The organism is Microcoleus sp. AT8-A3, assembly GCF_036705675.1.
In the GTDB taxonomy this organism is placed as follows: domain Bacteria; phylum Cyanobacteriota; class Cyanobacteriia; order Cyanobacteriales; family Microcoleaceae; genus Microcoleus.
The window spans coordinates 1-21,431 of record NZ_JAUBVD010000074.1 but is presented as its reverse complement, the minus strand read 5'-3'; the positions used below and the strand labels follow the sequence as shown (position 1 = coordinate 21,431).

Annotated in this window: 19 protein-coding genes and 1 pseudogene; 8 read left to right on the top strand and 12 right to left on the bottom strand. The window is 46.6% G+C overall.

What is annotated here, in order from left to right; translation table 11 throughout:
- Positions 1–75 precede the first annotated feature (75 nt).
- The 5 genes and pseudogenes from QUB51_RS27085 to QUB51_RS27065 all read right to left on the bottom strand — a co-directional run.
- Positions 76–2,100, bottom strand: a complete 2,025-nt coding sequence (locus QUB51_RS27085) for a nitrate ABC transporter ATP-binding protein (RefSeq protein ID WP_333056181.1) — start codon at positions 2,098–2,100, stop codon at positions 76–78.
- Between the two features lie 178 nt (positions 2,101–2,278).
- Entirely contained in the window at positions 2,279–3,148 is an 870-nt protein-coding gene (gene ntrB / locus QUB51_RS27080) for a nitrate ABC transporter permease (protein WP_333056182.1), read from the bottom strand.
- Positions 3,149–3,304: 156 nt separating this feature from the next.
- Positions 3,305–4,627 carry a CmpA/NrtA family ABC transporter substrate-binding protein gene (locus QUB51_RS27075; RefSeq protein WP_333263444.1) on the bottom strand — a complete coding sequence of 441 codons (1,323 nt, stop codon included), beginning with the start codon at positions 4,625–4,627 and terminating at the stop codon, positions 3,305–3,307.
- 92 nt (positions 4,628–4,719) lie between these two features.
- Positions 4,720–5,046 carry a 2Fe-2S iron-sulfur cluster-binding protein gene (locus QUB51_RS27070; RefSeq protein ID WP_333263450.1) on the bottom strand — a complete coding sequence of 109 codons (327 nt, stop codon included), beginning with the start codon at positions 5,044–5,046 and terminating at the stop codon, positions 4,720–4,722.
- Between the two features lie 18 nt (positions 5,047–5,064).
- A pseudogene (locus QUB51_RS27065) lies at positions 5,065–6,603 on the bottom strand (ferredoxin--nitrite reductase); the annotation flags it as partial.
- A 611-nt stretch (positions 6,604–7,214) separates the two neighbouring features.
- Here QUB51_RS27065 and QUB51_RS27060 point away from each other — a divergent pair.
- Positions 7,215–7,430, top strand: coding sequence for a hypothetical protein (locus tag QUB51_RS27060; protein WP_333056184.1), 216 nt, complete (start codon positions 7,215–7,217; stop codon positions 7,428–7,430).
- A gap of 617 nt (positions 7,431–8,047) precedes the next feature.
- Here QUB51_RS27060 and QUB51_RS27055 read toward each other — a convergent pair.
- Positions 8,048–8,386: an XDD3 family exosortase-dependent surface protein gene (locus QUB51_RS27055; protein ID WP_333056185.1), complete on the bottom strand. Its 339-nt coding sequence runs from the start codon at positions 8,384–8,386 to the stop codon at positions 8,048–8,050.
- 697 nt (positions 8,387–9,083) lie between these two features.
- Here QUB51_RS27055 and QUB51_RS27050 point away from each other — a divergent pair.
- From QUB51_RS27050 to QUB51_RS27035, 4 genes are all read left to right on the top strand, one after another.
- Complete coding sequence (locus QUB51_RS27050) at positions 9,084–9,596, top strand: dihydrofolate reductase family protein (protein ID WP_333263441.1); 513 nt, start codon at positions 9,084–9,086, stop codon at positions 9,594–9,596.
- Positions 9,597–9,691: 95 nt separating this feature from the next.
- Positions 9,692–10,111, top strand: a complete 420-nt coding sequence (locus QUB51_RS27045) for a XisH family protein (protein ID WP_333056187.1) — start codon at positions 9,692–9,694, stop codon at positions 10,109–10,111.
- The gene (locus QUB51_RS27040) at positions 10,099–10,434 is read left to right on the top strand and encodes a XisI protein (RefSeq protein WP_333056188.1); all 336 of its coding nucleotides are present in this window, start codon (positions 10,099–10,101) and stop codon (positions 10,432–10,434) included. Before QUB51_RS27045 ends, QUB51_RS27040 begins: the two co-directional genes overlap by 13 nt.
- A complete protein-coding gene (locus QUB51_RS27035; protein ID WP_333056189.1) occupies positions 10,421–10,735 on the top strand; it encodes a hypothetical protein in 315 nt (104 codons plus the stop codon). The genes QUB51_RS27040 and QUB51_RS27035 overlap by 14 nt, the downstream gene beginning before the upstream one ends.
- A gap of 290 nt (positions 10,736–11,025) precedes the next feature.
- Here the strand turns inward: QUB51_RS27035 and ileS are convergent, their stop codons facing one another.
- The gene (ileS, locus tag QUB51_RS27030) at positions 11,026–14,616 is read right to left on the bottom strand and encodes an isoleucine--tRNA ligase (RefSeq protein WP_333263438.1); all 3,591 of its coding nucleotides are present in this window, start codon (positions 14,614–14,616) and stop codon (positions 11,026–11,028) included.
- Positions 14,617–14,882: 266 nt separating this feature from the next.
- A complete protein-coding gene (locus QUB51_RS27025; protein ID WP_333056191.1) occupies positions 14,883–15,446 on the bottom strand; it encodes a Uma2 family endonuclease in 564 nt (187 codons plus the stop codon).
- A gap of 469 nt (positions 15,447–15,915) precedes the next feature.
- Between QUB51_RS27025 and QUB51_RS27020 the strand changes: the two genes are divergently transcribed.
- The gene (locus QUB51_RS27020; protein ID WP_333263434.1) at positions 15,916–16,164 is read left to right on the top strand and encodes a hypothetical protein; all 249 of its coding nucleotides are present in this window, start codon (positions 15,916–15,918) and stop codon (positions 16,162–16,164) included.
- Between the two features lie 4 nt (positions 16,165–16,168).
- Here the strand turns inward: QUB51_RS27020 and QUB51_RS27015 are convergent, their stop codons facing one another.
- A complete protein-coding gene (locus tag QUB51_RS27015; protein WP_333056193.1) occupies positions 16,169–16,579 on the bottom strand; it encodes an Npun_F0494 family protein in 411 nt (136 codons plus the stop codon).
- Between the two features lie 92 nt (positions 16,580–16,671).
- On the opposite strand from QUB51_RS27015, the gene QUB51_RS27010 reads away from it, so the two are divergent.
- Positions 16,672–19,410, top strand: a complete 2,739-nt coding sequence (locus QUB51_RS27010; RefSeq protein WP_333263431.1) for a DNA methyltransferase — start codon at positions 16,672–16,674, stop codon at positions 19,408–19,410.
- Between the two features lie 16 nt (positions 19,411–19,426).
- Here QUB51_RS27010 and QUB51_RS27005 read toward each other — a convergent pair whose 3' ends face one another.
- The 3 genes from QUB51_RS27005 to QUB51_RS26995 all read right to left on the bottom strand — a co-directional run bounded on the left by QUB51_RS27005 (position 19,427) and on the right by QUB51_RS26995 (position 20,389).
- Positions 19,427–19,738 (bottom strand): DUF433 domain-containing protein, encoded by a 312-nt coding sequence (locus QUB51_RS27005; protein WP_333056195.1) that lies wholly within the window; start codon positions 19,736–19,738, stop codon positions 19,427–19,429.
- 152 nt (positions 19,739–19,890) lie between these two features.
- Positions 19,891–20,130 carry a type II toxin-antitoxin system HicA family toxin gene (locus QUB51_RS27000; RefSeq protein WP_190662701.1) on the bottom strand — a complete coding sequence of 80 codons (240 nt, stop codon included), beginning with the start codon at positions 20,128–20,130 and terminating at the stop codon, positions 19,891–19,893.
- A complete protein-coding gene (locus QUB51_RS26995; RefSeq protein WP_228050329.1) occupies positions 20,123–20,389 on the bottom strand; it encodes a type II toxin-antitoxin system HicB family antitoxin in 267 nt (88 codons plus the stop codon). Before QUB51_RS26995 ends, QUB51_RS27000 begins: the two co-directional genes overlap by 8 nt.
- Before the next feature lie 229 nt (positions 20,390–20,618).
- Here QUB51_RS26995 and QUB51_RS26990 point away from each other — a divergent pair, with 229 nt between their 5' ends.
- A complete protein-coding gene (locus QUB51_RS26990) occupies positions 20,619–21,059 on the top strand; it encodes a peroxiredoxin (protein WP_172192900.1) in 441 nt (146 codons plus the stop codon).
- Positions 21,060–21,431 lie beyond the last annotated feature (372 nt).

Here is a 21,431-nt window from a genome sequence, read left to right as displayed (position 1 = left end):
GGGAGTTAGGAAGCGGAAAATGTGGAGTCTTGTTTCCTGATTTCTGGCTCCTCATTCCCTCTTCCTATTTGCTAGTTATGCTGGCAGTTTGATGGAACACTGACTGCCTATTTGTTCAATTAAGATTTCTTCAATGCGGACGGCGCGTTTGATTTTGACATTGTGAAGATAGTCGATCGGGTCGTCGAGATTAAACACAGTGCCGTCAAATAGCTCGATCGTCCGGCGATCTCTGGCAATATCCGGCAAACCCAATTCCCGTACTGCTTGACCGAAAACATCGGGCCGCAAAACTCGATCGACCACTTCCACCCAGTTTTTCGGGAACGGGATCAGTCCCCACCGAGCCATCTGCGCCATCACCCACACCATTTCTAGGCGGTCTGGAAAATTGGTTTTGTCAACAGAGAACTGGTTGAAATTGTAGAGCATTTCTGGTTCTGCCTCCGTACCGGAGTTGTATGGATCGATGAACCCTGGACGGATGTCTTTGGGATCGGCGCCGATGTATTGTTCTTGGCTAATCAATCCTAGGACTTCTTCGCGGTTGCGGCGATCGTCGCAGTATTCGCAGGCTTCCAAAAGCGCTTTGACGAGGGCGAGGTGGGTTTGAGGATATTTCTGAGCCCAATCTTCGCTAACACCGAGAACTTTTTCGATGTGTCCGGGCAGAATATCCAGGGAACGGGCCATAACAAAACCCGTACCACTGTTGACTGCGTGCGAGTTCCAGGGGTCGCCTGAACAGTAGCCGTCAATGTTGCCTGCTTTTAAATTTGATACCATCTGCGGGGGCGGAATCACGGTCAAGCCCACGTCGAGGTCGGGGTCGATGCCGCCGGCGGCCAGCCAGTAACGGAACAGCAGATTGTGCATGGAGGCCGAGTGTACCATGCCCAAGGTGTGAACTTTATCGGGAGTCTTGGCGATCGCAGCTTTGAAATCCTCTAATGTCCGAATGCCTTGTCTGTAAAGGTCTTTGTTGAAAACAATCGAATTGCCGTTGCGAGAGAGCGTCATGGCGCTACAGACGGGTACAGGGGCTTCACCGTCGAGGCCCAACAGCATCCCGATCGGCATTCCTGCGACCATTTGCGCCGCGTCCAGCCGTCCTTCGGCAACTCCTTTGGCGATCGCTTTCCAGCCCGGTTCGCGGCTGAGAGTAACTTCTTCCAACCCGTGGGCTTTGAAAAATCCTTTTTCTTTAGCTACTACTAAGGGGGCGCAGTCGGTGAGGGGAATAAAGCCGATGTCGAGGTTGATTTTTTCCAGGCCGTTGCGGGCGATGACAGCGGGTTGTTGTTTGGCCCGGCGCTGTTTGACCCGCTTTTGCTGGTTGAGGAAGTAAACCATTTCGTTACGCAGCGCGTAGTAACTCGGATGGTTGACAACTTCCATGCGCTTGCGGGGGCGGGGAATGTTCACTTCGAGGATTTGCCCGATTTGGGCTTCCGGGCCGTTGGTGAGCATCACAATGCGATCGCTCAGTAATAAAGCCTCATCCACATCGTGAGTTACCATCACGCTGGTGACTTTGCTTTCCTCGCAAATTTTCATCAACTGGTCTTGCAAACCGCCGCGAGTTAAGGCATCGAGGGCGCCGAAGGGTTCGTCTAGCAGCAGCAATTTCGGGCGAATCGCCAGGGCGCGGGCGATCGCAACTCTTTGTTTCATCCCCCCAGAAATTTCGCCTGGGCGTTTGTCGGCCGCGTGTCCGAGTCCGACCAATTTAATGTGGTGTTCGATCACCAACTCCCGATCTTCTTGAGAGTTACCGCTGTAAATTTCATTTACTGCTAGGGCGATATTTTCGCGCACCGTCAGCCAAGGTAGTAGCGAGTAATTTTGAAACACCACCATTCTGTCCGGGCCTGGATCGCGGACTTCCCGCCCTTCTAAAGTAATCCCGCCCTGACTTGCTTTGTCGAGGCCGGCGATGATATTTAGCAGCGTAGATTTGCCGCAGCCAGAGTGCCCAATTAAGGTGATGAATTCTCCCTTTTTAATTTTCAGTTCGATATTTTTAAGAGCGATGTATTGCTCTCCGTTGGGCAAGTTAAATACGCGGTCAACGTGGTCTACTTCAACAAATACTGACATGGCAATTTTAGGTTAGTTTGTAATTTGTATGATGCTGATTATTAATTGGGAATTGGCCAAACAGGGCATTGGGCATTAATTTACAACTCATTTCTACCAGTTTGTAGTTGGCAACCATTCCCCATTCCCCATTCGCCATGCCCGATGCCCTGTTTGGCCGATGCCCGATGCCCAAATCCTATTTTTGTTCTTCAGGAACAACTTTGGAAGCAATGAAACCAACGATTCTGTCTAAAATCAAACCGACGATTCCTACATAAAGCACTGCTATAATCACTGCGCTGAGTCGAGAACTGTTGTAAGCGTCCCAGATGAAGAAGCCGATGCCGACGCCGCCGACTAACATTTCCGCAGCTACGATCGCCAGCCAAGACAAACCGATGCCAATTCTCAAGCCAGTGAAGATGTAAGGAACAGAAGAGGGAAGCAGGATTTTCCAGAAGTATTTTTGGTTGGGGAGGCGCAAGACGCGGGCGACGTTTCTGTAGTCTTGGGGTATTTGTTGAACGCCTACTGTGGTGTTAATTAGAATCGGCCAAATTGCTGTAATTAAGATTACGAAGAGTGCAGAAACTTCGTTAGCTTTCACCCCCATGCCTTCAAAGGGATTGAACTGTTGAAATACGGCCAGGGCGATCGGCAGCCAAGCCAGGGGCGGGATAGTTCTAAATACTTGAAACAGCGGATCTAAAGCATCGAACATTAGGGAGTTTGTCCCGATCAGGATTCCTAAACTGATGCCGAGAACTGTTGCTAAAGTAAAGCCGATCGCCACCCGCTGCAAGCTAGCCAAAATTTGCCAGAACAAGCCTTTGTCTGTACCGCCGTTGTCGAAGAAAGGATTGATAATTAGATTCCAGCTTTCTTGGACTGTTTTGATTGGTCCCGGCAAGCTGGACTCTGGACTGTTGCAGAGGATTTGCCAGATTATGAGCAGAACTGCAATTGCTACCAGCGGGCGGATGATTTTCCGGCGGTTTTTCTGAACCTGATCCAGAACGAAATTTACTGGATTTTTGCTTTTAGTAACAGCGAGGTTTGTTGCCATTTTTCTTTTTCCAAGATTGTGAATAATCGATTATTTGTAGATACTTTGAAGTGTTCACCGTGTCTGGGGTGGGTTGAGTTAGGAAACCCAACTCCACTCAATTTAAAAATCGGTCAACTATCAAAAGTGAACAGTCTACTGTCAACTGTGCACTAATTATGCTTTTTTGATTGCCAAACTCTTCAGATATTCTTCTGGTTTTTCGGCGTCAAACTTCACGCCGTCAAAGAAGGTTTCTACACCGCGAGAACTGCTAGTAGGAATTTGGGCTGCGGGGACGCCAAGTGTTGTCGCTGCTGCTTTCCAAATATCTTCGCGGTTAACTTTATCAACCGTTGCTTTGATATCGGTAGTTGCCGGGATATAACCCCAGCGAATATTTTCAGCTAAGAACCAAGCATCGTGACTCTTGTAGGGATAAGAAGCATTATCTGCCCAAAATTTCATTGCCACAGGGCTGGCGGCTTCAACGCGACCGGTACCGTAGTCAATTTGACCCTTAGAGCGACTGATAATATCTGCGAAGGGAACTTTTAACCACCTATCTTGAGAAATGATTTGGCACATTTCATCGTGATTTTCTGGCTTGTCGCACCACTGCTGGGCTTCCAGTACGGCCATGGTAAGTGCTTTTGCAGCTTTGGGATTTTTGTCAACCCAATCTCCTCTTAAACCTAAAGCTTTTTCAGGATGATCTTTCCACATTTCTCCAGTTATTAAGGCGGTGTATCCTACCTTTTGAGTAACTAGCTGAGCATTCCAAGGTTCGCCTACGCAAAAGGCTTCCATGCTGCCAGATTTCATGTTCGCTACCATTTGGGGCGGCGGTATGGGAATCACGGAAACATCTGTATCTGGATTAATACCGCCTGCTGCTAGCCAGTAGCGTATCCACAAATCGTGGGTGCCGCCGGGAAACGTCATAGCAATAGGAACGTTTTGATTACCAAAAGCTGCTTTCAGCGGTGCGCTGTCTGTACCTACTTTTAAATCTAGGTATTTTTTGCTCAAGGAAATTGCCTGACCGTTAGTATTTAACCGGGCGAGAATGTACATCGGCACTGGCTGATTGCCTTTGGTAATAGTGCCTAATGACATTTGGTAAGGCATGGGGGATAAAATGTGGGCCCCGTCAATGCCGCCTTTTTCGGAACCGAGTTCTAAGTTGTCGCGAGTAACTGGCCAAGATGCTTGTTTGGTAACTTGTACGTCTTTCATGCCGTACTTGGCAAATAACCCTTTTTCTTGGGCGATGATTAAGGGTGCTGCGTCGGTGAGGGCGATGAATCCGAGTTTGGCTGCGGTAACTTCTGGGGCGTCGGCGGGATTGATGTTGACTGCTGGGGCGGCGGTGGGCGAAGCGCCGCCGGGAGTTGCGTTAGATGTGGTGGGACTGGAACTGCAACCGTGGGCTAGGAGGGTGCCGGCTGCTGTTGCTCCAGCGGTGATGATGAATTTTCTTCTAGAAAGGTTGCTCATTTGTCTTGAATTGTTGTTGTACTTGGAGATGGTGGAAATGTGAGATGTCAGATTGATTCGCGACCTTCGCATCGCATCTGACATTATTTAGATTAGGCGTCGATCGACACTTTGCCGATCGCCCGCGCGCTGCAAGTTAAAATGAACCCTGGTTCTAAGTCAGCAGCCGCGTCTGGTTTGCTGTCGTAGACTGTTTGGCCTTCTAGGAGTTTTTGCTTGCAAGTGCCACAGCTTCCTGACCGGCAATTGCTGTCAAGTTCGACCCCGGCCCGTTCGGCAACATCGAGAATGTACTCATCTTCGCTGCAACCAACTTCTTTGCCCGATCGAGCGAAAATGACAGTAGATGTCTGAGGTTGGGCTGCCGAGACTGCTGTTTCGCCCTCCTCAACCGTCAATTGCAGTTGCCGGTTCAGCACAGCTACATCCCCTGTAATCTCTTTAGGAACTGCCCCAAACTGCTCGACTAACAGTTGATGCAGCAGCGGTTTGAGGTCTTCGCAAGGGATGCCTTTTTGGACGCAAGCACCCAAATGAGCGTCTTTGCCAACTGTGCCTCCCATGTAAATGTCTACACCTTCGAGGGTTTTGCCGTTCTTGCGAACTTTTGTTCCCATCAAACCAATGTCTGCTACCTGGGGTTGACCGCAGGAATTGGGGCAACCCGTCCAGTGAATTCTGACCGGTTTGGGTACTGAAAGTTCAGCTTCGAGTTCCTCAATCATTGCCACGGATCGGCTTTTGGTTTCGATGAGGGCGAAGTTGCAAAACTTGGCGCCGGTGCAGGAAACCAAGGCTCGTGTCAGCGGTGCGGGCTCGATGGAAAAACGCTGCAACAGGGGTTCTTTGACCAGCGATTCTATCCGCGAGTCGGGAACGTTGGGAATAATCACGTTTTCTTCCACAGTGAGCCTGAGTTCGCCGCTACCGTAAACCTCGGCAATTCTGGCCAAATCGAACAAATCCGATGCCTGCAGCCGTCCGACGGGAACGTGGAGCCCTACATAGTTGAGCCCTGATTGTTTTTGGGCGTAGATGCCGATGTGGTCGCGTTTGTCCCAGGTGATTTCATCTTTGGGCGCGGCGGCGGGCAAAGTGCGCCCTAATTCTTGTTCGACTTCGGCTCGGAATTTTTCGATTCCGAGTTCGTCAATCAGCCACATCAGCCGCGATTTTTGGCGGTTTGCTCTTGGGCCTCGATCGCGAAACACAGTTAAAATTGCTTTGCACAAATCTACAACGTCGCTGGGACTTGCCCATGCGTTGAGAGGAATTGCAGCGTCGCAGCGTTTGGCGGAGAAGAAACCGCCGACTAATACGTTAAAGCCGATGTTGCCGTCTTTGTAAGCGGGTACGAAGGCGATGTCGTTGATTTCTGCGTGGACTGAGTTGTCGCGGCAGCCTGCGATCGCAATATTAAACTTTCTCGGCAAATTTGAAAACGCGGGGTTGCCTTCGCCGTTGTTCGTAATCATGTCTTGGACTTGGTTCGCCAGTTCCCGCGTATCTATCAGTTCGTCGGCGTCCAGCCCCGCGACTGGGGAACCCGTGATGTTACGCACGTTGTCCATGCCAGACTGGATGCTGGTCATGCCCGCTTCTTTGAGGCGGCGGAAGATGTCGGGTACGTCTTCGATGCGAATTCCGCGCAATTGCAGGTTTTGTCTGGTGGTGATGTCGGCGCTACCGTCGTCGCCGTAGCGTTGGACGATTTCTGCTAGGGTTCTGGTTTGATTGCTAGTTATGATGCCGTTGGGCAAGCGCAGCCGCATCATGAATTTGCCCGGAGTTACTGGCCGAAAGAAGATGCCGAGCCATTTGAGGCGGTGCTCGCGATCGATTTCGTCCATTGCTTCCCAGCCGATTGCGGCGAAGTGGTCGAGTTCGCCTTTTAATGCTAAGCCATCTTTTTCGGCTTTGAGTTTTTCAAACTTGTTCAGGCTCGCTTGGGCTTTGGGTTCTACTGTTTGGGTCATCGGTTTACCCTCGCTGCTGGCTTGTGTGGGGAGGTATTGACTTGGAGCATAAAGTGTGTGTTTCCTGCTAACCTTAGTGACTGTATGGATTTAAAACTGTATATTTAGTTACTAGATGGAATTTCTTTTAAGCATGGTTGGTCTTCTGTAAACTTGAGCTTGACTGGGCGCTAGCTCGAACGTCGCCAAACTATTTATGGTTATAGTTGCTACCGATGATTCGGTCGATCGCTCTGTTTCGATGCACCTTTGTTATGAGCTAATGTAAAGCCCACGATTGTAAATATTCGTATCTATTTTTACAAAATATTGAGTTTTATGAATATTTCGCATAATGCCCATGCGTTTTATACATGGGAAATGGGTAAAGAGACCCCCAAAACCGAAAAATCTCTCTAAATCTTTAGATTTAGGAGGGAAAGGGGGAAATTGGAATATCTAAAATTAATTTTGTGATTGCGATCGCAGACTTAAAACGAGATCGTCACAACATTAGAGCGGTCGCTGTCACACAGTTTGCCTCAAAACATCACATTGTGTGCTATGCCAGCGTCACTATTAATTTTCCCAGAACGAGAGATGATATAAGCATCGAATTTAAGGAACGTCTCATGCTTTTAGTTCAACTTATCCCCGGCGCTATTTCCGAAATGCTTGCCTCTGTTACGGAGACGGGTTGTTTGACTTTAGCCGATCGCTACGGCTTGATGGCCGCTGTTTTGGACGACTCTCTCGACGATGAATACAGACATTCGATCAACCGCCTGCTGCGTTCTGTGATCAAGGGAAGAGTCAAGATAGTCAACGAACTGTCGGCGATATATTAACAGGATTTAAAAATTTGATTGATTCATGCAGCGCCTAAGAGTGCAGAAACCACCGAGGGAGTTAGAAGGAACCCACGATGCCTGCAGCGGATGTAGGGCCGGAAGTTGATTGGGTGTTCTAAAAACGTGCGATCGTTCTTGCCGTATGATTTTTTTTGACTATCCAATTCTCGCTTTGGGTGGCACTTACAGAAAAAGTGCTGATTCATGAGAGCCTGTTGGGTTGAACGCTGATGGTAAAATTAGTAAAATTGCTGTGCGCGATCGGCATTTGAAGAGTTTGAGGAATGAAGTCATCCCAACCAAGGTAATTATAATTATTAGACATCTCCAGCAAAGCCTGTCTTGAACAGGCAGGATGCCTGTTCCACAATAATTATTGGAGAGGTATATTGAACAGGGCTGGCGATGAAAGACAATTTATGAAAATTATTAATCAAACAATCGAATTATTAATAGAATCCGGTCTCGGCATCTACAACATCACGCCCCATATAGCAATCCTTGCAGGAGTCATAAATTTTTTACCCCACCCCAGCCCTCCCCGAACCCAAGGGGAGGGAGTAAGAAATTCACAAATGATTTAGGATGGCTATAGCCCGCCCTCAACATACAATTTAAATGCACAACAGCTTACCAAACAAGCTGCCGTTTGCGTTAGCTGTATTGAAAATTTGACCGGAAAAATTGAAGAATAAATCGCCGTAGTTGATGTTGCCTCTTTGAGCTAGTGAGTCGGCATATCCGGCTAAACTTAGATTAGAATTGATGGCGATGAAAGCTGTATCTGATGTTTCTTTGATGGCGATGCCGTAAAATTCAAATTCCCCGCCGCCGATTTGAGCCCCTGTCACGCCGTCGTTCAAGGAATCGATCGCGTAATTCCAGCCGTTAGATAGCGTTGCTGCTGTAGCTTTTTGTTGCTGTATTGCGAAAAGGAGACAGAAACTAGCCACTGAGTAAGTCTAGTGGAGGCTGTTTTTAGCAATGGATTTCATAAAACCCTCCCTGGGAATCATTGTTAAATTGTCAAGTCTGCTCGCTCGACTGTTTTTAATTTTTAGTAAATCATACAGCAGATTCGGTGGTTGATGAAGTACAGTAGCCGCTATATTTATGTTGTGTGATTTTAATATGTAGGGTGCGGATCTGCAACCTTTTAAATAGAACTTGCAGATTGACGGGTGGCGACGCACCGATGCTTACTACAGGATTGTGTGTACTGGGAGCATCTCATATTTGTAAAAACACTTCTTCTGGCTCCTTCCTTCTTCCTCTTCCCTCTTCCCTCCTGCCTCAAAACTCCAATTTTTAGCGTGGCTGCTTTCATTGAGATGCTCCCCAGCAAGAGGGCCTCAAAACTCCAATTTTTAGCGTGGCTGCTTTCATTGAGATGCTCCCTGATGCGTAGGCCAGAAACCGGGTTTTTGTTGAGAAGACGCATGACAGTGTAGAAACCCCAAAAAACTCGGTTTCTTTGATTGTGACGCGCGGGCTAATCCCCAACCAGCGAAAAATCCTGTCACAATAAAATCAAGACTACCGAGAGACCAAGTGGGTATCGAACTCAAGCTACCGTCAGGACACTAAATCATTTAAAATTAAAGTTGGGGCGATGATCACCCCAATCATTCCCAAAACCTAGGTGTTGCCATGCGTAAAATTGTACTATTCATTGCATCTAGTCTGGACGGTTATATCGCCCGATCGAATGGCGATATTGATTGGCTGTTTACAGACCAAAATTACGGTTATAGTAAATTTTTAGATAGCATCGATACGGTTCTCATGGGTCGGAAAACTTACGAACAAGTTCTAACTTTTGGCGAGTACCCGTACCAGGAAAAAAAGAGTTATGTTTTTACGAATAATCTAGATTTTCAAGCTACTTCGGATGTCGAAGTGGTAACAAATTTAGAGAGTTTTGTCAATGATTTGCGCTTGCTTGAGGGAAAAAATATTTGGTTGGTGGGAGGTTCTCTGCTGATTCGCGATTTCCTGAATCAAAATTTTGTTGACGAGCTAATTCTCTCGGTGCACCCGATTATTTTGGGCGAGGGAATTCCTTTATTTGTTAATCCGATAAATACTACAGCTTTGCAGTTAACTGGATGTCAGACATACAGTTCTGGCATGGTTCAGCTATCTTATGATGTCGCGACTTGAGGGCGCGCCCAATTGCTAAGTCGCTTGCAAAAATACTGTCAGTTGGTTATCAAAAAAGGTAAGATAGGAATAAGTAAGTTAGTTATCGATATATTATGTCTGCCAAAGATGTTTTTCATGAAGTTGTCAAAACAGCTTTGCAAAAAGAAGGCTGGCATATTACCCACGATCCGTTTCCGATTAGTGTGGGCGGTGTAGATATGTCGATCGATCTGGGAGCAGAAAGGCTGATTGCGGCAGAAAGGCAAGGCGAAAAAATTGCCGTTGAGGTCAAAAGTTTTTTGGCAAAATCGTCGGCAATCTCGGAATTTCACAGAGCATTGGGGCAGTTCATTAATTACCGAGCAGCACTCAAAGAAAAAGCACCCGATCGCATTTTGTACTTGGCTGTGCCGTTAATAACTTATGAAGAATTCTTTCAACTAGATTTCCCGAAAGCAAGGATCGAGGAAAATCAGGTAAAAATGATTGTTTATGATACAGCAGTTGAGGTTATTGTAGAATGGAAAAATTAATCAAATATCGGCAAATTGTGCAGCAAATGTTACTGGAGTACGGCCAGCACAAACCTGCTCACGGAGACATTGAAGTCGAGACAATTATTGATACAGAACGAGATCATTACCAAATCTTTTATGTGGGCTGGGACAAGCAGACTAGGGTGCATCATTGTAGCATTCACATTGATATCAAGGGCGGAAAAATTTGGCTTCAATGGAATGCGACTGAAGATGATATTGCTGAAAATTTAGTAATAGCCGGAGTTCCAAAAGAGGATATTGTTTGGGGATTTCAGCCGCCCTTTATGCGGAAGTATACGGGTTATGCAGTGGAATAGATCGCAGATGATGAAATGTGTTTGCTACTTTTTGTTATTAATATCTTTTTTCGGGGCCGCCCTTCCTGCTGACGCCTCTGTTTGCCGCAATTATCAAGGAAGCGAGATTTGCATTGTCGATATCAAACGCAGTGCAAAAAATTATTGGGAATACAGGGTAATTCTGAGTGTTGATGGAGTGAAACAGCCTCTGGAAGTCTACAATTGCCGCGATCGCACTACAGTTAAGAAAGATGGAACTGTTTTGACGTTTGGACAAAACAACCCTGGTGAAATCGTCTGCAGTTTTTTTAAGAAATAGCATATTTGTGACGGGCTAGAAGCCCATCCCACTCATTGTTTGATTGATTTAACTGCTTCCAAGGCTCTGCCTTGGAACCCATATAAGCGAGGCTCTGCCTCGGCTGGGAAGATGGAGGCAGAGCCTCCGGATCTGCGTTACCAGGCAGGAGCCTGGTAACGAGTAGTAATCAACTTTTCATGTTTGTTGTGGGAAGGGCGTCCCGCCCGTCCTTTCTGGGCGGGCGGGACGCCCTTCCCACAAGAAAAAAGGGAAATTATTTAATTCTCATTCCGCAGTACACATTTTAGTTAGAATTTGCCGTCTACTGCTGAAACGCAACGTTCGCAAATTAGCGGATGTTCGATCGACTCTCCGACGTGAGTCGAGTAATTCCAGCAACGATCGCACTTTTGGCCGTCTGCTTTGACTACACCAATCGCCAACTCTGGAGACTGATAACTGTACGGCAATTCCTGCAGGATGGCATTCGATTCTACCAGTTCCACTTCCGAAGTAATGAACAAATAGCGCAATTCATCTACACCCTTGCCGGTCATTGTAGAATGGTGCCCTGCAGCTAGGTCAGCAGGAATTTCTGGTTTGGGTTCGATCGCAACTAATTCTGGTTGCGGGATTTGGGGTGTTTCTACAAACACTTTTTCGGCTGGGGCTGTTTGGGCGATCGCCCCTGTTTCTACAAGCACAAGCGCTGTATCTAATGCCGGTGCGAGGACGATCGCCTGTGTTTCTGCAAGTACAAGCGCCGTACTCCGGCCCACCACATCTGCTGTCAGGAAATCAATTTGTTGTGCAATTTCTTGACGGTTGGCGGCAAACAGCAAGTGACGGAAAGCAAACCAGATTGTAAATAAGATGCCGATGACTTCAAAGAAGCCTCCCAAAAGCGGTATCTGATTCATCGTATCCAAAATCGCCAGCGTTACTCTGCCCGTTACTAACACAGAGGCTAACAGCCCAAGTGTTACCAGCGCTTGTTGGTATTCTGTAAAAAAGTTGCCCGCGTATTCAGGCAAATTAGCTACAAACTCGGCGGCTCGATCTAAGACTTGCCCAGAATCTGAAGCCGACAGTTCAGGGACAGAATACTCTACTATCTGAGAAGGTCGATCGCTCTTTTGTGCGATCGTTTTCGGCTCAACATAAATTTTGTTTTCTGTCAAGACTTTAGCAACTTTTGCCGCTTGTTCTTCCTGTTTATCTTGTGCTGCTTTTGCTTTCTCCTGGGCCGCTAACTCGATGACTGAATTTTGCGATCGCACATAATCCACCAATTCTTCACTGCTGGGATTCAAAGCTTGCAATTGCTCTCTTTTCTCAACATCGGGAACGTACAATAAAACCTTAGCTTCCAAAGAAGAACCGATCGCCTTTTCAATCCGCGCTTTTTCCAAAACCTTGTTAACTTCGCCCCGCACTTGTCGCAAATACTGCCAGCGAGTAGCCAATTCTGGATTGTGCCATGAAGCATCAATTTGCACCCAGCCGGCTTCAAACACGGACTTGTAAGGAGTCGGATAGGGAAGGTACTGCCAAATATCCTCAGCCATGTGACACAAAACAGGTGCGATCGCCCTTGCCAAATTCTCCACAGCGATCGCAATCACCGTCTGACAACTGCGGCGGCGAAGGGTATCTGTCGCGCTGATGTAAAGTCTATCTTTGGCAATATCCAAGTAAAAATTCGACAAATCCACCGTACAGAAATTCTGCACAGTTTGGAAGAATCGCGAAAATTGGAAGCTTTCAAAAGCATCTTGGACTTCCGCAAAAACTTCGCCCATTCTGTGCAGCATATAGCGGTCTAGTTCCGGCAATTCCTCGTAAGCAACGGCATCTTTTGCCGGATCGAAGTCGTGCAAATTCCCCAGCAAAAACTTAGCTGTATTGCGAATTTTGCGGTAAACATCCGATTGCTGTTTGAGAATGTTTTTGCCCAAAGGCACATCTGCCGAGTAGTCTACCGAAGACACCCACAACCGCAAAACATCGGCTCCATATTCCTTAATTACTGACGCTGGATCGACGACATTGCCTTCAGATTTGCTCATTTTCCGGCCTTTTTCATCGAGCACAAAACCGTGAGTCAAAACTGTTTTGTAAGGAGCAATGCCGTTAGTTGCTACACTGGTAAGCAAGCTGGATTGAAACCAGCCGCGGTGTTGGTCTGAACCTTCCAAATAGATATCAGCCGGATAGTTTAATTCCGATCGACCTTTGGCAACTGCGGCCCAGGAAGAACCCGAGTCAAACCACACATCCATCGTGTCTGTACCTTTGCGGTAAGTGCGGCCGTTATTGCGGTAAGATTCCGGCAGCAATTCATCGATCGACAATTCCCACCAAGCATCGGAACCCTTCTCAGCAAAAAGGGCTTGCACATGGGCGATCGTTTCTTCATTTAACAGCGGTTCGTTGGTTTCTTCATCGTAAAATACGGGAATCGGAACGCCCCAAGTCCGCTGGCGAGAAATACACCAATCCGATCGATCGCCCACCATTGCAGTAATCCGATTTTCCCCTTGGGCGGGAATCCAATTCACACCGGCGATCGCTTTTAAGGCTTCATCTCGGAACCCTTCAACCGAGGCAAACCACTGTTCCGTCGCCCGAAAAATAGTCGGCTTTTTCGTGCGCCAATCGTAAGGATAAGAGTGAGCGTAACTTTCCTCTTTAATCAAACAATTTGCTTCGGCAAGGGCATCAATCACTGCGGCATTGCCATTTCCGAGGACATTTAAACCTGCAAACTGTCCGGCTTCTGCGGTGAAATTTCCGTTCTCATCTACGGGCGTTAAAACTGGTAAACCGCAGCGTTTTCCGACGATAAAGTCTTCTTGTCCGTGCCCCGGTGCGGTGTGAACTAATCCCGTCCCAGAATCAGCGGTAATGTAGTCACCGCCGGCAACAATCGGACTTTCGCGATCGAACAGCGGGTGTTTGTAGATGCAACCTTCTAATTCTTTGCCTTTGAAGGTGGCAAGTATTTTTAATTCAGTGTTAAAAGTTGCCGACAGCCGATCGACCGCATCGACAGCTACTAACATAAATTGTTGTGCGATGTGGGAATTTGCCGGCGGTTCCACCACCGCATAAGTCAGTTCTGGATTAACTGCGATCGCCAAGTTTGCCGGAATTGTCCAGGGGGTAGTCGTCCAAATCGCCGCCCAGAGGCTTGGCATATAGCGCTTGAGCTTCGACTGCAAAGATTTTGACAATTTTCTCACATGGAAGCCGACGTAGATGCTGCGCGACGTGTGACCTTCTGGATATTCCAATTCCGCTTCGGCGAGGGCTGTTTTCGAGCTCGGACTCCAGTGAACCGGTTTAAAGCCGCGGTAGATGTAGCCTTTGAGCACCATTTGACCGAAAACGCCGATTTGAGCGGCTTCGTATTCGGGTTTTAGGGTTAAATACGGGTGTTCCCAGTCGCCCCAAACGCCGTAGCGCTGGAAGGATTCGCGCTGCTGTTCCATTGTTTGCTGCGCGAAGGTGGCGGCTTTGCGGCGGAGTTCGATCGGCGTAAGATTTAGCCGATCGTCCGATTTCATGTTTTGCAATACTTTAAGTTCGATCGGCAATCCATGACAATCCCAACCGGGCACGTAGCGGACTTTTTTGCCGCGCAACATTTGGTAGCGGTTGATAAAGTCTTTGAGGATTTTGTTGAGGGCGTGGCCGATGTGGAGTTGTCCGTTGGCGTAGGGTGGCCCGTCGTGGAGGATGAACAAATCGCCTGGGTTATTTTCCGAAAGGCGATCGTAGATTTCTTGATCGGCCCAAAATTGTTGCAATTCTGGTTCGCGCTTGGTGGCGTTGGCGCGCATATCAAACTTGGTTTTGGGCAGGTTTACCGTGTCTTTGTAAGATTTAGCTTCCATTTTTGAGAAACGTTTTATGTAGTTAGTTGTTAGTAGTTAGCGGTTATTTGAAAGATGATATCAAGTCCGGTTAAATAATCATAATTAAGTTGGTAGTGACAACTTTAGTCATCTCTCGTCATTGAAGAGCTGACAACCAGATATTTTAGTATAAGCGATCGACCGCACATTAGATCGAACCAAATCCGTAGAGCTCTCTCTCTTCTCCTCCTCTGCGCCCTCTGCGCCCTCTGCGGTTAAAAAATCCTTCATAAATCAAGGTTGCGCTACTCAGTCAGCCAACTGAACATTTCACCGACGGTGAGATTGAAGGATTCGGCAAAGGTTGGAACGGGGATGCGATCGCCCCGTTCTTCAAAAACTGCTAAAGTGCGATCGGCAAAATAGACAAATACCAGTTCTTCTTCCGGGTCAATCAACCAGCCCATCTGGGTTCCGTGGCCGAGACTGTGGAGAATGTTGCGGACGACTTTAGTTTGACTTTGGTCGGGGGAAAGAATTTCGATTGTCCAGTCGGGGGCGAGGGCGAAAGTGTTGGCTACTTCGCCGTTTTCATCGCGGGGAATGCGTTCCCAGGTAAAGACTGCAAGATTCGGTACTGTCGATCGACCACCAAAGGTACAGCGCAATTCTGAATAGGCGCGGGCGATGCGTTGGGGTTTGAGTACCCGGTTAATGTCAGCACCCAAATCGCTTTGAATTGTGCTGTGTTTTCCTTGGGGCATAGGTTTCTGGATAATCTGACCATCGATGAATTCGCTGGCGGGTTTGGTTTCCGACAGTTGGAGAAATTCATCGAGACTCAAAGGTTTAGAAGCGGTTTGAACCATTATTTTAAGTTGATTTAAGTTTAATTTGTATTAGTTAAGCGATCGGGCATTTAATTTATCAAGAAAATGGGTCTAAAACCCTGTCCTTCGCTTGACGGCTTTAAGGGGTCTAACTCGTTTGACGGCGAGTCCGACAGGGATTGAAATCCCTGTCTCATAGCGCAAGTCCTCTGCAAGAGGACTGAGGAGGTTGATTAACGTGAAATGCGAAACTCAACATCGAGTTAAATTGAGACTTGCAGTCGGTTTTATGCGAAACTCAACATCAAATTGAATTGACACTTGCAGTCCGACAGGGATTGAAATCCCTGTCTCATAGCGCAAGTCCTCTGCAAGAGGACTGAGGAGGTTGATTAACGTGCAATGCGAAACTCAACATCAAGTTAAATTGAGACTTGCAGTCGCTTTTATGCGAAACTCAACATCGAATTGAATTTAGACTTGCAGTCGGTTTTAACCGACTTTCGCTATGAGACAGGGAATTCATTCCCTGTCGGACTGTCGGACTGTCGGACTGTCGGACTGTCGGACTGTCGGACTGTCGGACTGTCGGACTGTCGGACTGTCGGATTGTCGGACTGTCGGACTGTCGGATTGTCGGACTGTCGGATTGTCGGATTGTCGGACTGTCGGACTGTCGGACTGTCGGATTGTCGGATTGTCGGACTGTCGGATTGTCGGACTGTCGGATTCTCTGTCGGACTGGGACAAGCAATAAACGCTTAAAGAAATACTCCCAACCCGCGGCTAACGGCATTTCCTATACGATCGCACAATGACGCGGCCGGCACTCCCTGTCCTTCCTGTTCCCATTTTTCCACGAGTTGGCGGCCCAGGGGCGTGAGGCGAAAACTGTCGGTAATGCCTTGTCCGTCTACTTCCCGCCGCAGTACGCCGACTTGGATAAGCCACAGTAGCGAGTTTTCGGCTACGAGTTCGGATACGGGCGATCGGGTGTAGCCGCTTTCGACACCGGAATTTGAGGCGATCGCAGTTAGGAAAACACTGTTATCGCGGATGGTCTGGAAGAAGTGTAATTGAAAAGGGCTGCACCGGACCGCGCGATCGGCTCTTTTGACAGTGCGATCGGGATAACTAATAGATTTAAATGCTTCGGATGGAATAAAAGTCATTCAAAAAACCTCTGAACAGGTACTATATTTTTAATTGTTACAGATATCCGAGCGGGCTGATTCACCCTATCGATCCTAATTTTACACTTATTATGACCGATACACTAAATAACATCAACAAATTTGTTGAATACGTTCGTACTTTGAAGGGAGACGAAAAAGGCGAAGCTCAAGTATTTTGCGATCGCCTGTTTCAAGCCTTCGGTCATCTAGGCTACAAGGAAGCGGGAGCCGAACTAGAATTTCGAGTAAAGGCGAAAGGCAAAACTACGAAATTTGCCGATTTGCTGTGGCGGCCCAGGTTGTTGCTGGAGATGAAAAAACGGGGCGAAAGACTGGAAAAACACTATCAACAAGCCTTTGAATACTGGCTTGAGCTAGTGCCGCAGCGTCCTAAATATGTGGTTCTTTGCAACTTTGATGAGTTTTGGATTTATGACTTCGATTTACAACTGCGGGAACCTGTAGACCGCATAAATGTCGAAGAGATACCCGATCGCTTCACAGCCTTAAACTTTCTTTTCCCCGAAAATCGCCAGCCTTTATTCAATAACAATAAAATTGATGTAACGCGAACTGCCGCTGACAAAGTTGCTCTACTTTTTAATCGCTTGGTAGAGCGCGGCGAAAAAGTAGAAACGGCTCAAAGGTTTATCCTTCAGTGTGTAGTAGCATTGTTTGCTGAAGATATCGATTTGTTGCCGCGCGGTTTATTCACGGAATTTTTAGATATTTGCAAGACCAATCGAGAGAGTTCTTATGATTTAATTGGGGGATTGTTTCGGCAAATGGGAAGCGATCGCCCCGCACCTAAAGACAGCCGCTATCGGGATGTATCCTATTTTAATGGCGGTATCTTCTCAGTTGTTGAACCCATCGCCCTGACTCGCAGCGAAATCGATCTGCTATTAGAGGCAGCAAAGGAACGGTGGTCAAAGGTAGAACCTGCGATTTTTGGCGCGTTGTTTGAGTCCAGTATGGGCAAAGAGGAACGTCATGCCTTGGGAGCGCACTATACCAGCGAGGCAGACATTCAAAAAGTGGTTTTGCCTACGATTATCCGCCCGTTGCGAGAACGGATTGAAGCTGCGAAGACGCTCAAAGATTTGTTGGCACTGCGGCAAGAATTACTTGATTTCAAAGTTCTCGATCCAGCTTGCGGCAGCGGTAATTTTCTCTATGTTGCTTATCGGGAACTGAAGCGACTAGAGGCACAACTGCTAACTAAAATTCATGAAAATTTCTCTCGTGCTGCTAATGCGATAGGTACGATGTCGCTGGTGAAGACAAGCCAGTTTTACGGCATTGACATCAAACCCTTTGCCGTGGAATTGGCAAAAGTGACGCTGATGCTTGCCAAAAAGTTAGCCTTAGATGAAGAAAACCAGTTGCTCAATACGGTACAGTTGAACCTGGCATTGGAACTAGAGCAAGCATTGCCACTCGATAATCTCGATCGCAATATCCGCTGTGATGATGCTCTGTTTTGCGAGTGGGAACAAGTTAATGTAATTATTGGCAATCCTCCCTTTTTGGGTGGTAAGCAGATGCGCTTGGTTTTGGGTGATGAATATATCGATCGCATCTTTGCTAAATTTCCTGAAGTAAAAGATTCTGTGGATTTTTGCACCTATTGGTTCCGTCTTGCCCATCAACATTTAGGAGAAAATTGCCGCGCTGGTTTAGTCGCCACCAATTCCATTTCTCAGGGTAAAAGTCGTAAAGCTGCCCTAGATTACATTGCCCAAAATGGCGGCTGCATTTACGATGCCATCTCCACACAACCTTGGTCTGGTGAAGCTAAAGTACATATTAGCATTATCAACTGGCTCAAAACCTCTGATGCTCAAGAATTAACCTACCGTATCGATCACACAATTGTCTCAAACATTAACTCTTCTCTAAAAGCTGAAGTTGATGTTACCCAAGCAGTGCGACTGAAGACAAATTTGAATCGATGTTTTGCAGGTATAACTCCTGTAGGTACGGGCTTTATTGTGTCATTGGAGCAAGCAGAAGCATGGAATAAAGTCAATCCCAAAAATCGGGAAGTAATTCGTCCTTTTCTAGAAGGTAATGACCTCGTAGCCAACAACCCCTACAGAGGTCTAAAAAATTTGATTATCGACTTTAATGACATGAGCATTGAAGAGGCAAGTGAATATGTCCAGCCTTTTCAATGGGTTAAAATGAGAGTGAAACCAGAAAGAGATTTGAATCGTAGAAAGGTTTATCAAAAATACTGGTGGCAATTTGGAGAACGAAGACCCGCAATGCGTCAAGCCCTAAAATCGGTTTCTCAATACTTTGCAGTTACTCAGACATCGAAATGGGCAATTTTTCTTCCTTGTCCTATTGAATGGCTACCTAATGCTAGAACGCGAGTTGTTACCTGCGACGACTTTTATATTTTGGGAATACTCACATCTAGCACTCATCAGATTTGGATGCACGCACAAAAATCAACACTTAAAGCCGATATTTCTTACACTCACAACACCTGTTTTGAAACCTTTCCCTTTCCCCAAAATTGCCCAGAAAAAACCAAAACTGAAATTCGAGCAGCTATGCAGGTTCTCCATAACTATCGTACAGAGTATATGGAGCGCAAACAGTGTGGTATTACCCAATTATACAACGAGTTTTTTAATGAACCTGCCAGCCAACTCGCCAAACTCCACGCCCAATTAGACCAACTCGTTTGCAAAGCCTACGATATCAAAACAAACCAAGACCCCTTAAAGTTTCTATTAGAATTAAACTTTGAAGTTGCACAGCGAGAAACTGAGGGATTACCTGTTGTCGCTCCCTGTTTGCCACCTGTTGTATAAAATCCCAGTGAATTAATTACAGACGATTTTTTAATTTTTGTTGCAAGAGCGATGGGTTTTGAGCTTTCAATTGGCTGGCAAATTCTGCATCTGCTTCGATTGCAGAGCGAATTTCATCTCGACGATCGTGATAATAGGCTAAAGCTGCATAGATATCAGATAAAGTAATACTCGGATAGTGATACAAAATTTCGTCTGGTGACATTCCCATTTGTTCGTGCCAAACAACTATATCCTGAACTCGGATGCGATGTCCGGCGATACGGGGTTTTCTCCCACAGATTCCTGGGGTGATTTCGATATGTTCTTTAATGACGGCGATCGACATGGTAGGGAATTAATATAGGATGTGTCTTCTATTTTATGACAGGCTAGACGAGTTTGGCTGTAAAAGCCATTTTAGGCGATCGCTTTTCTGAGTCGCAAAGACGGCTACTCCCAATGTTGAAACAGCCAACCAGGGAGCATATTAATGCGGACTTAACTAATCATCCCCTCAATTTCTGGATCGGTAAACCCAAATTGCCTGAAAATCCGCAACACATAAGCTGGTGACATTTCCCCAGCACCCATATCAATCGGAACAATCCTTTTTCGGTCTTCAATTTCACGCATATACAAACGGTGATCCCCTTTCCCCTCTCGGTAAAACTGACATCCGTTTTCTTCTAAAATCTTAATTAATGCTTTAGGTTTTAAAGATGGAAGGTTTTTAGGCATAAACTTTTCTTAGTTCATAAGTGTCTGAGGCTTCGGCATCTTCTAAAGTTAGAAACTCGTGTAACTCATTAATAGAAAGAGGGCTGAGATAAACATCAGACTCGGATTCATAGACTTCGGAAAATGACTCAATAGCTTGTTTGAGTTTATCAATAGATTGTTCTGGAGTATTGCCTTGTCCCACCAAGCCATTTTCCAAACACAAAGAAACCCAATAATCAGCACTTTTTCTGATAATCACAGTGTAGAAATCAATCATATATTATTTGCTAAATTAATTTTCAGCGAGTCGGCAAATCAGGAAAACACACGGATAATCTAACACGCGATCGCCCGCAAGTCAACGCAGAAAATCGCCCAATCGAACTATTTCCAAGCGCAAATTTTCCTTGGGATGAACTCAATCCCGAACCTCGCATTCAAAACATTGACGGTAGTAGCACAAAATCAACTAAAATAGGTTGGTAAATCCCAAGAAAAACAAAACTATGACATTACCAGTTGGGTGCGCTGCCCCTCAGTTTACCGCCAAAGACACCAACGGCAACACCGTCTCCCTGTCCCAATTCGCAGGTAAAACCGTAATCTTGTATTTCTACCCCAAAGATGACACCCCCGGCTGCACCAGACAAGCCCAAAGCTTCAAAGCAGCCCATGAAGAATACAAGGGCAAAGATATAGTAGTTCTCGGTGTCAGCCGCGACAACGAGGAATCGCACCAAAAGTTCACAGAGAAATACGGTTTGCCTTTCCAGCTTTTAGCAGATGTTGATGGCACGATTACCAAAGCTTACGATGTCGAGAAAGGCGATTATGCCAAGCGCGTTACTTTCGTCATCGACGGTACCGGCAAAATCATTCAAGTTTATGAGGGCGAAACCATGAAAGTTGACACTCACGCTCAAGATATTCTCGTCACCATAGTTTAGTCGAAGTTTAGCCGAAGTTTAGCCGATCGCGCTAACCTTCCTGCACGCACCAAACGGCTAAAAACCCGGTTTCTTCCTAGATGCCTCGTTGCTATAAGCAATATTCTCCTAGGAACCGGGTTTTTTTCGTAAGTCCTGACCGAAAGCATCCAGGATACAAGCCCCCGGATTCATCTCGCGCAAGTCAATCCTTCAAATCTAAAATCTAAAATCTAAAATCTAAAATCGCGCAATCGATTGACCGAAAGCATCCAGGATACAAGCCCCCGCATTCATCTCGCGCAAGTCAAATCTAAAATCTAAAATCTAAAATCTAAAATCGCGCAATCGATTGACCGAAAGCATCCAGGATACAAGCCCCCGCATTCATCT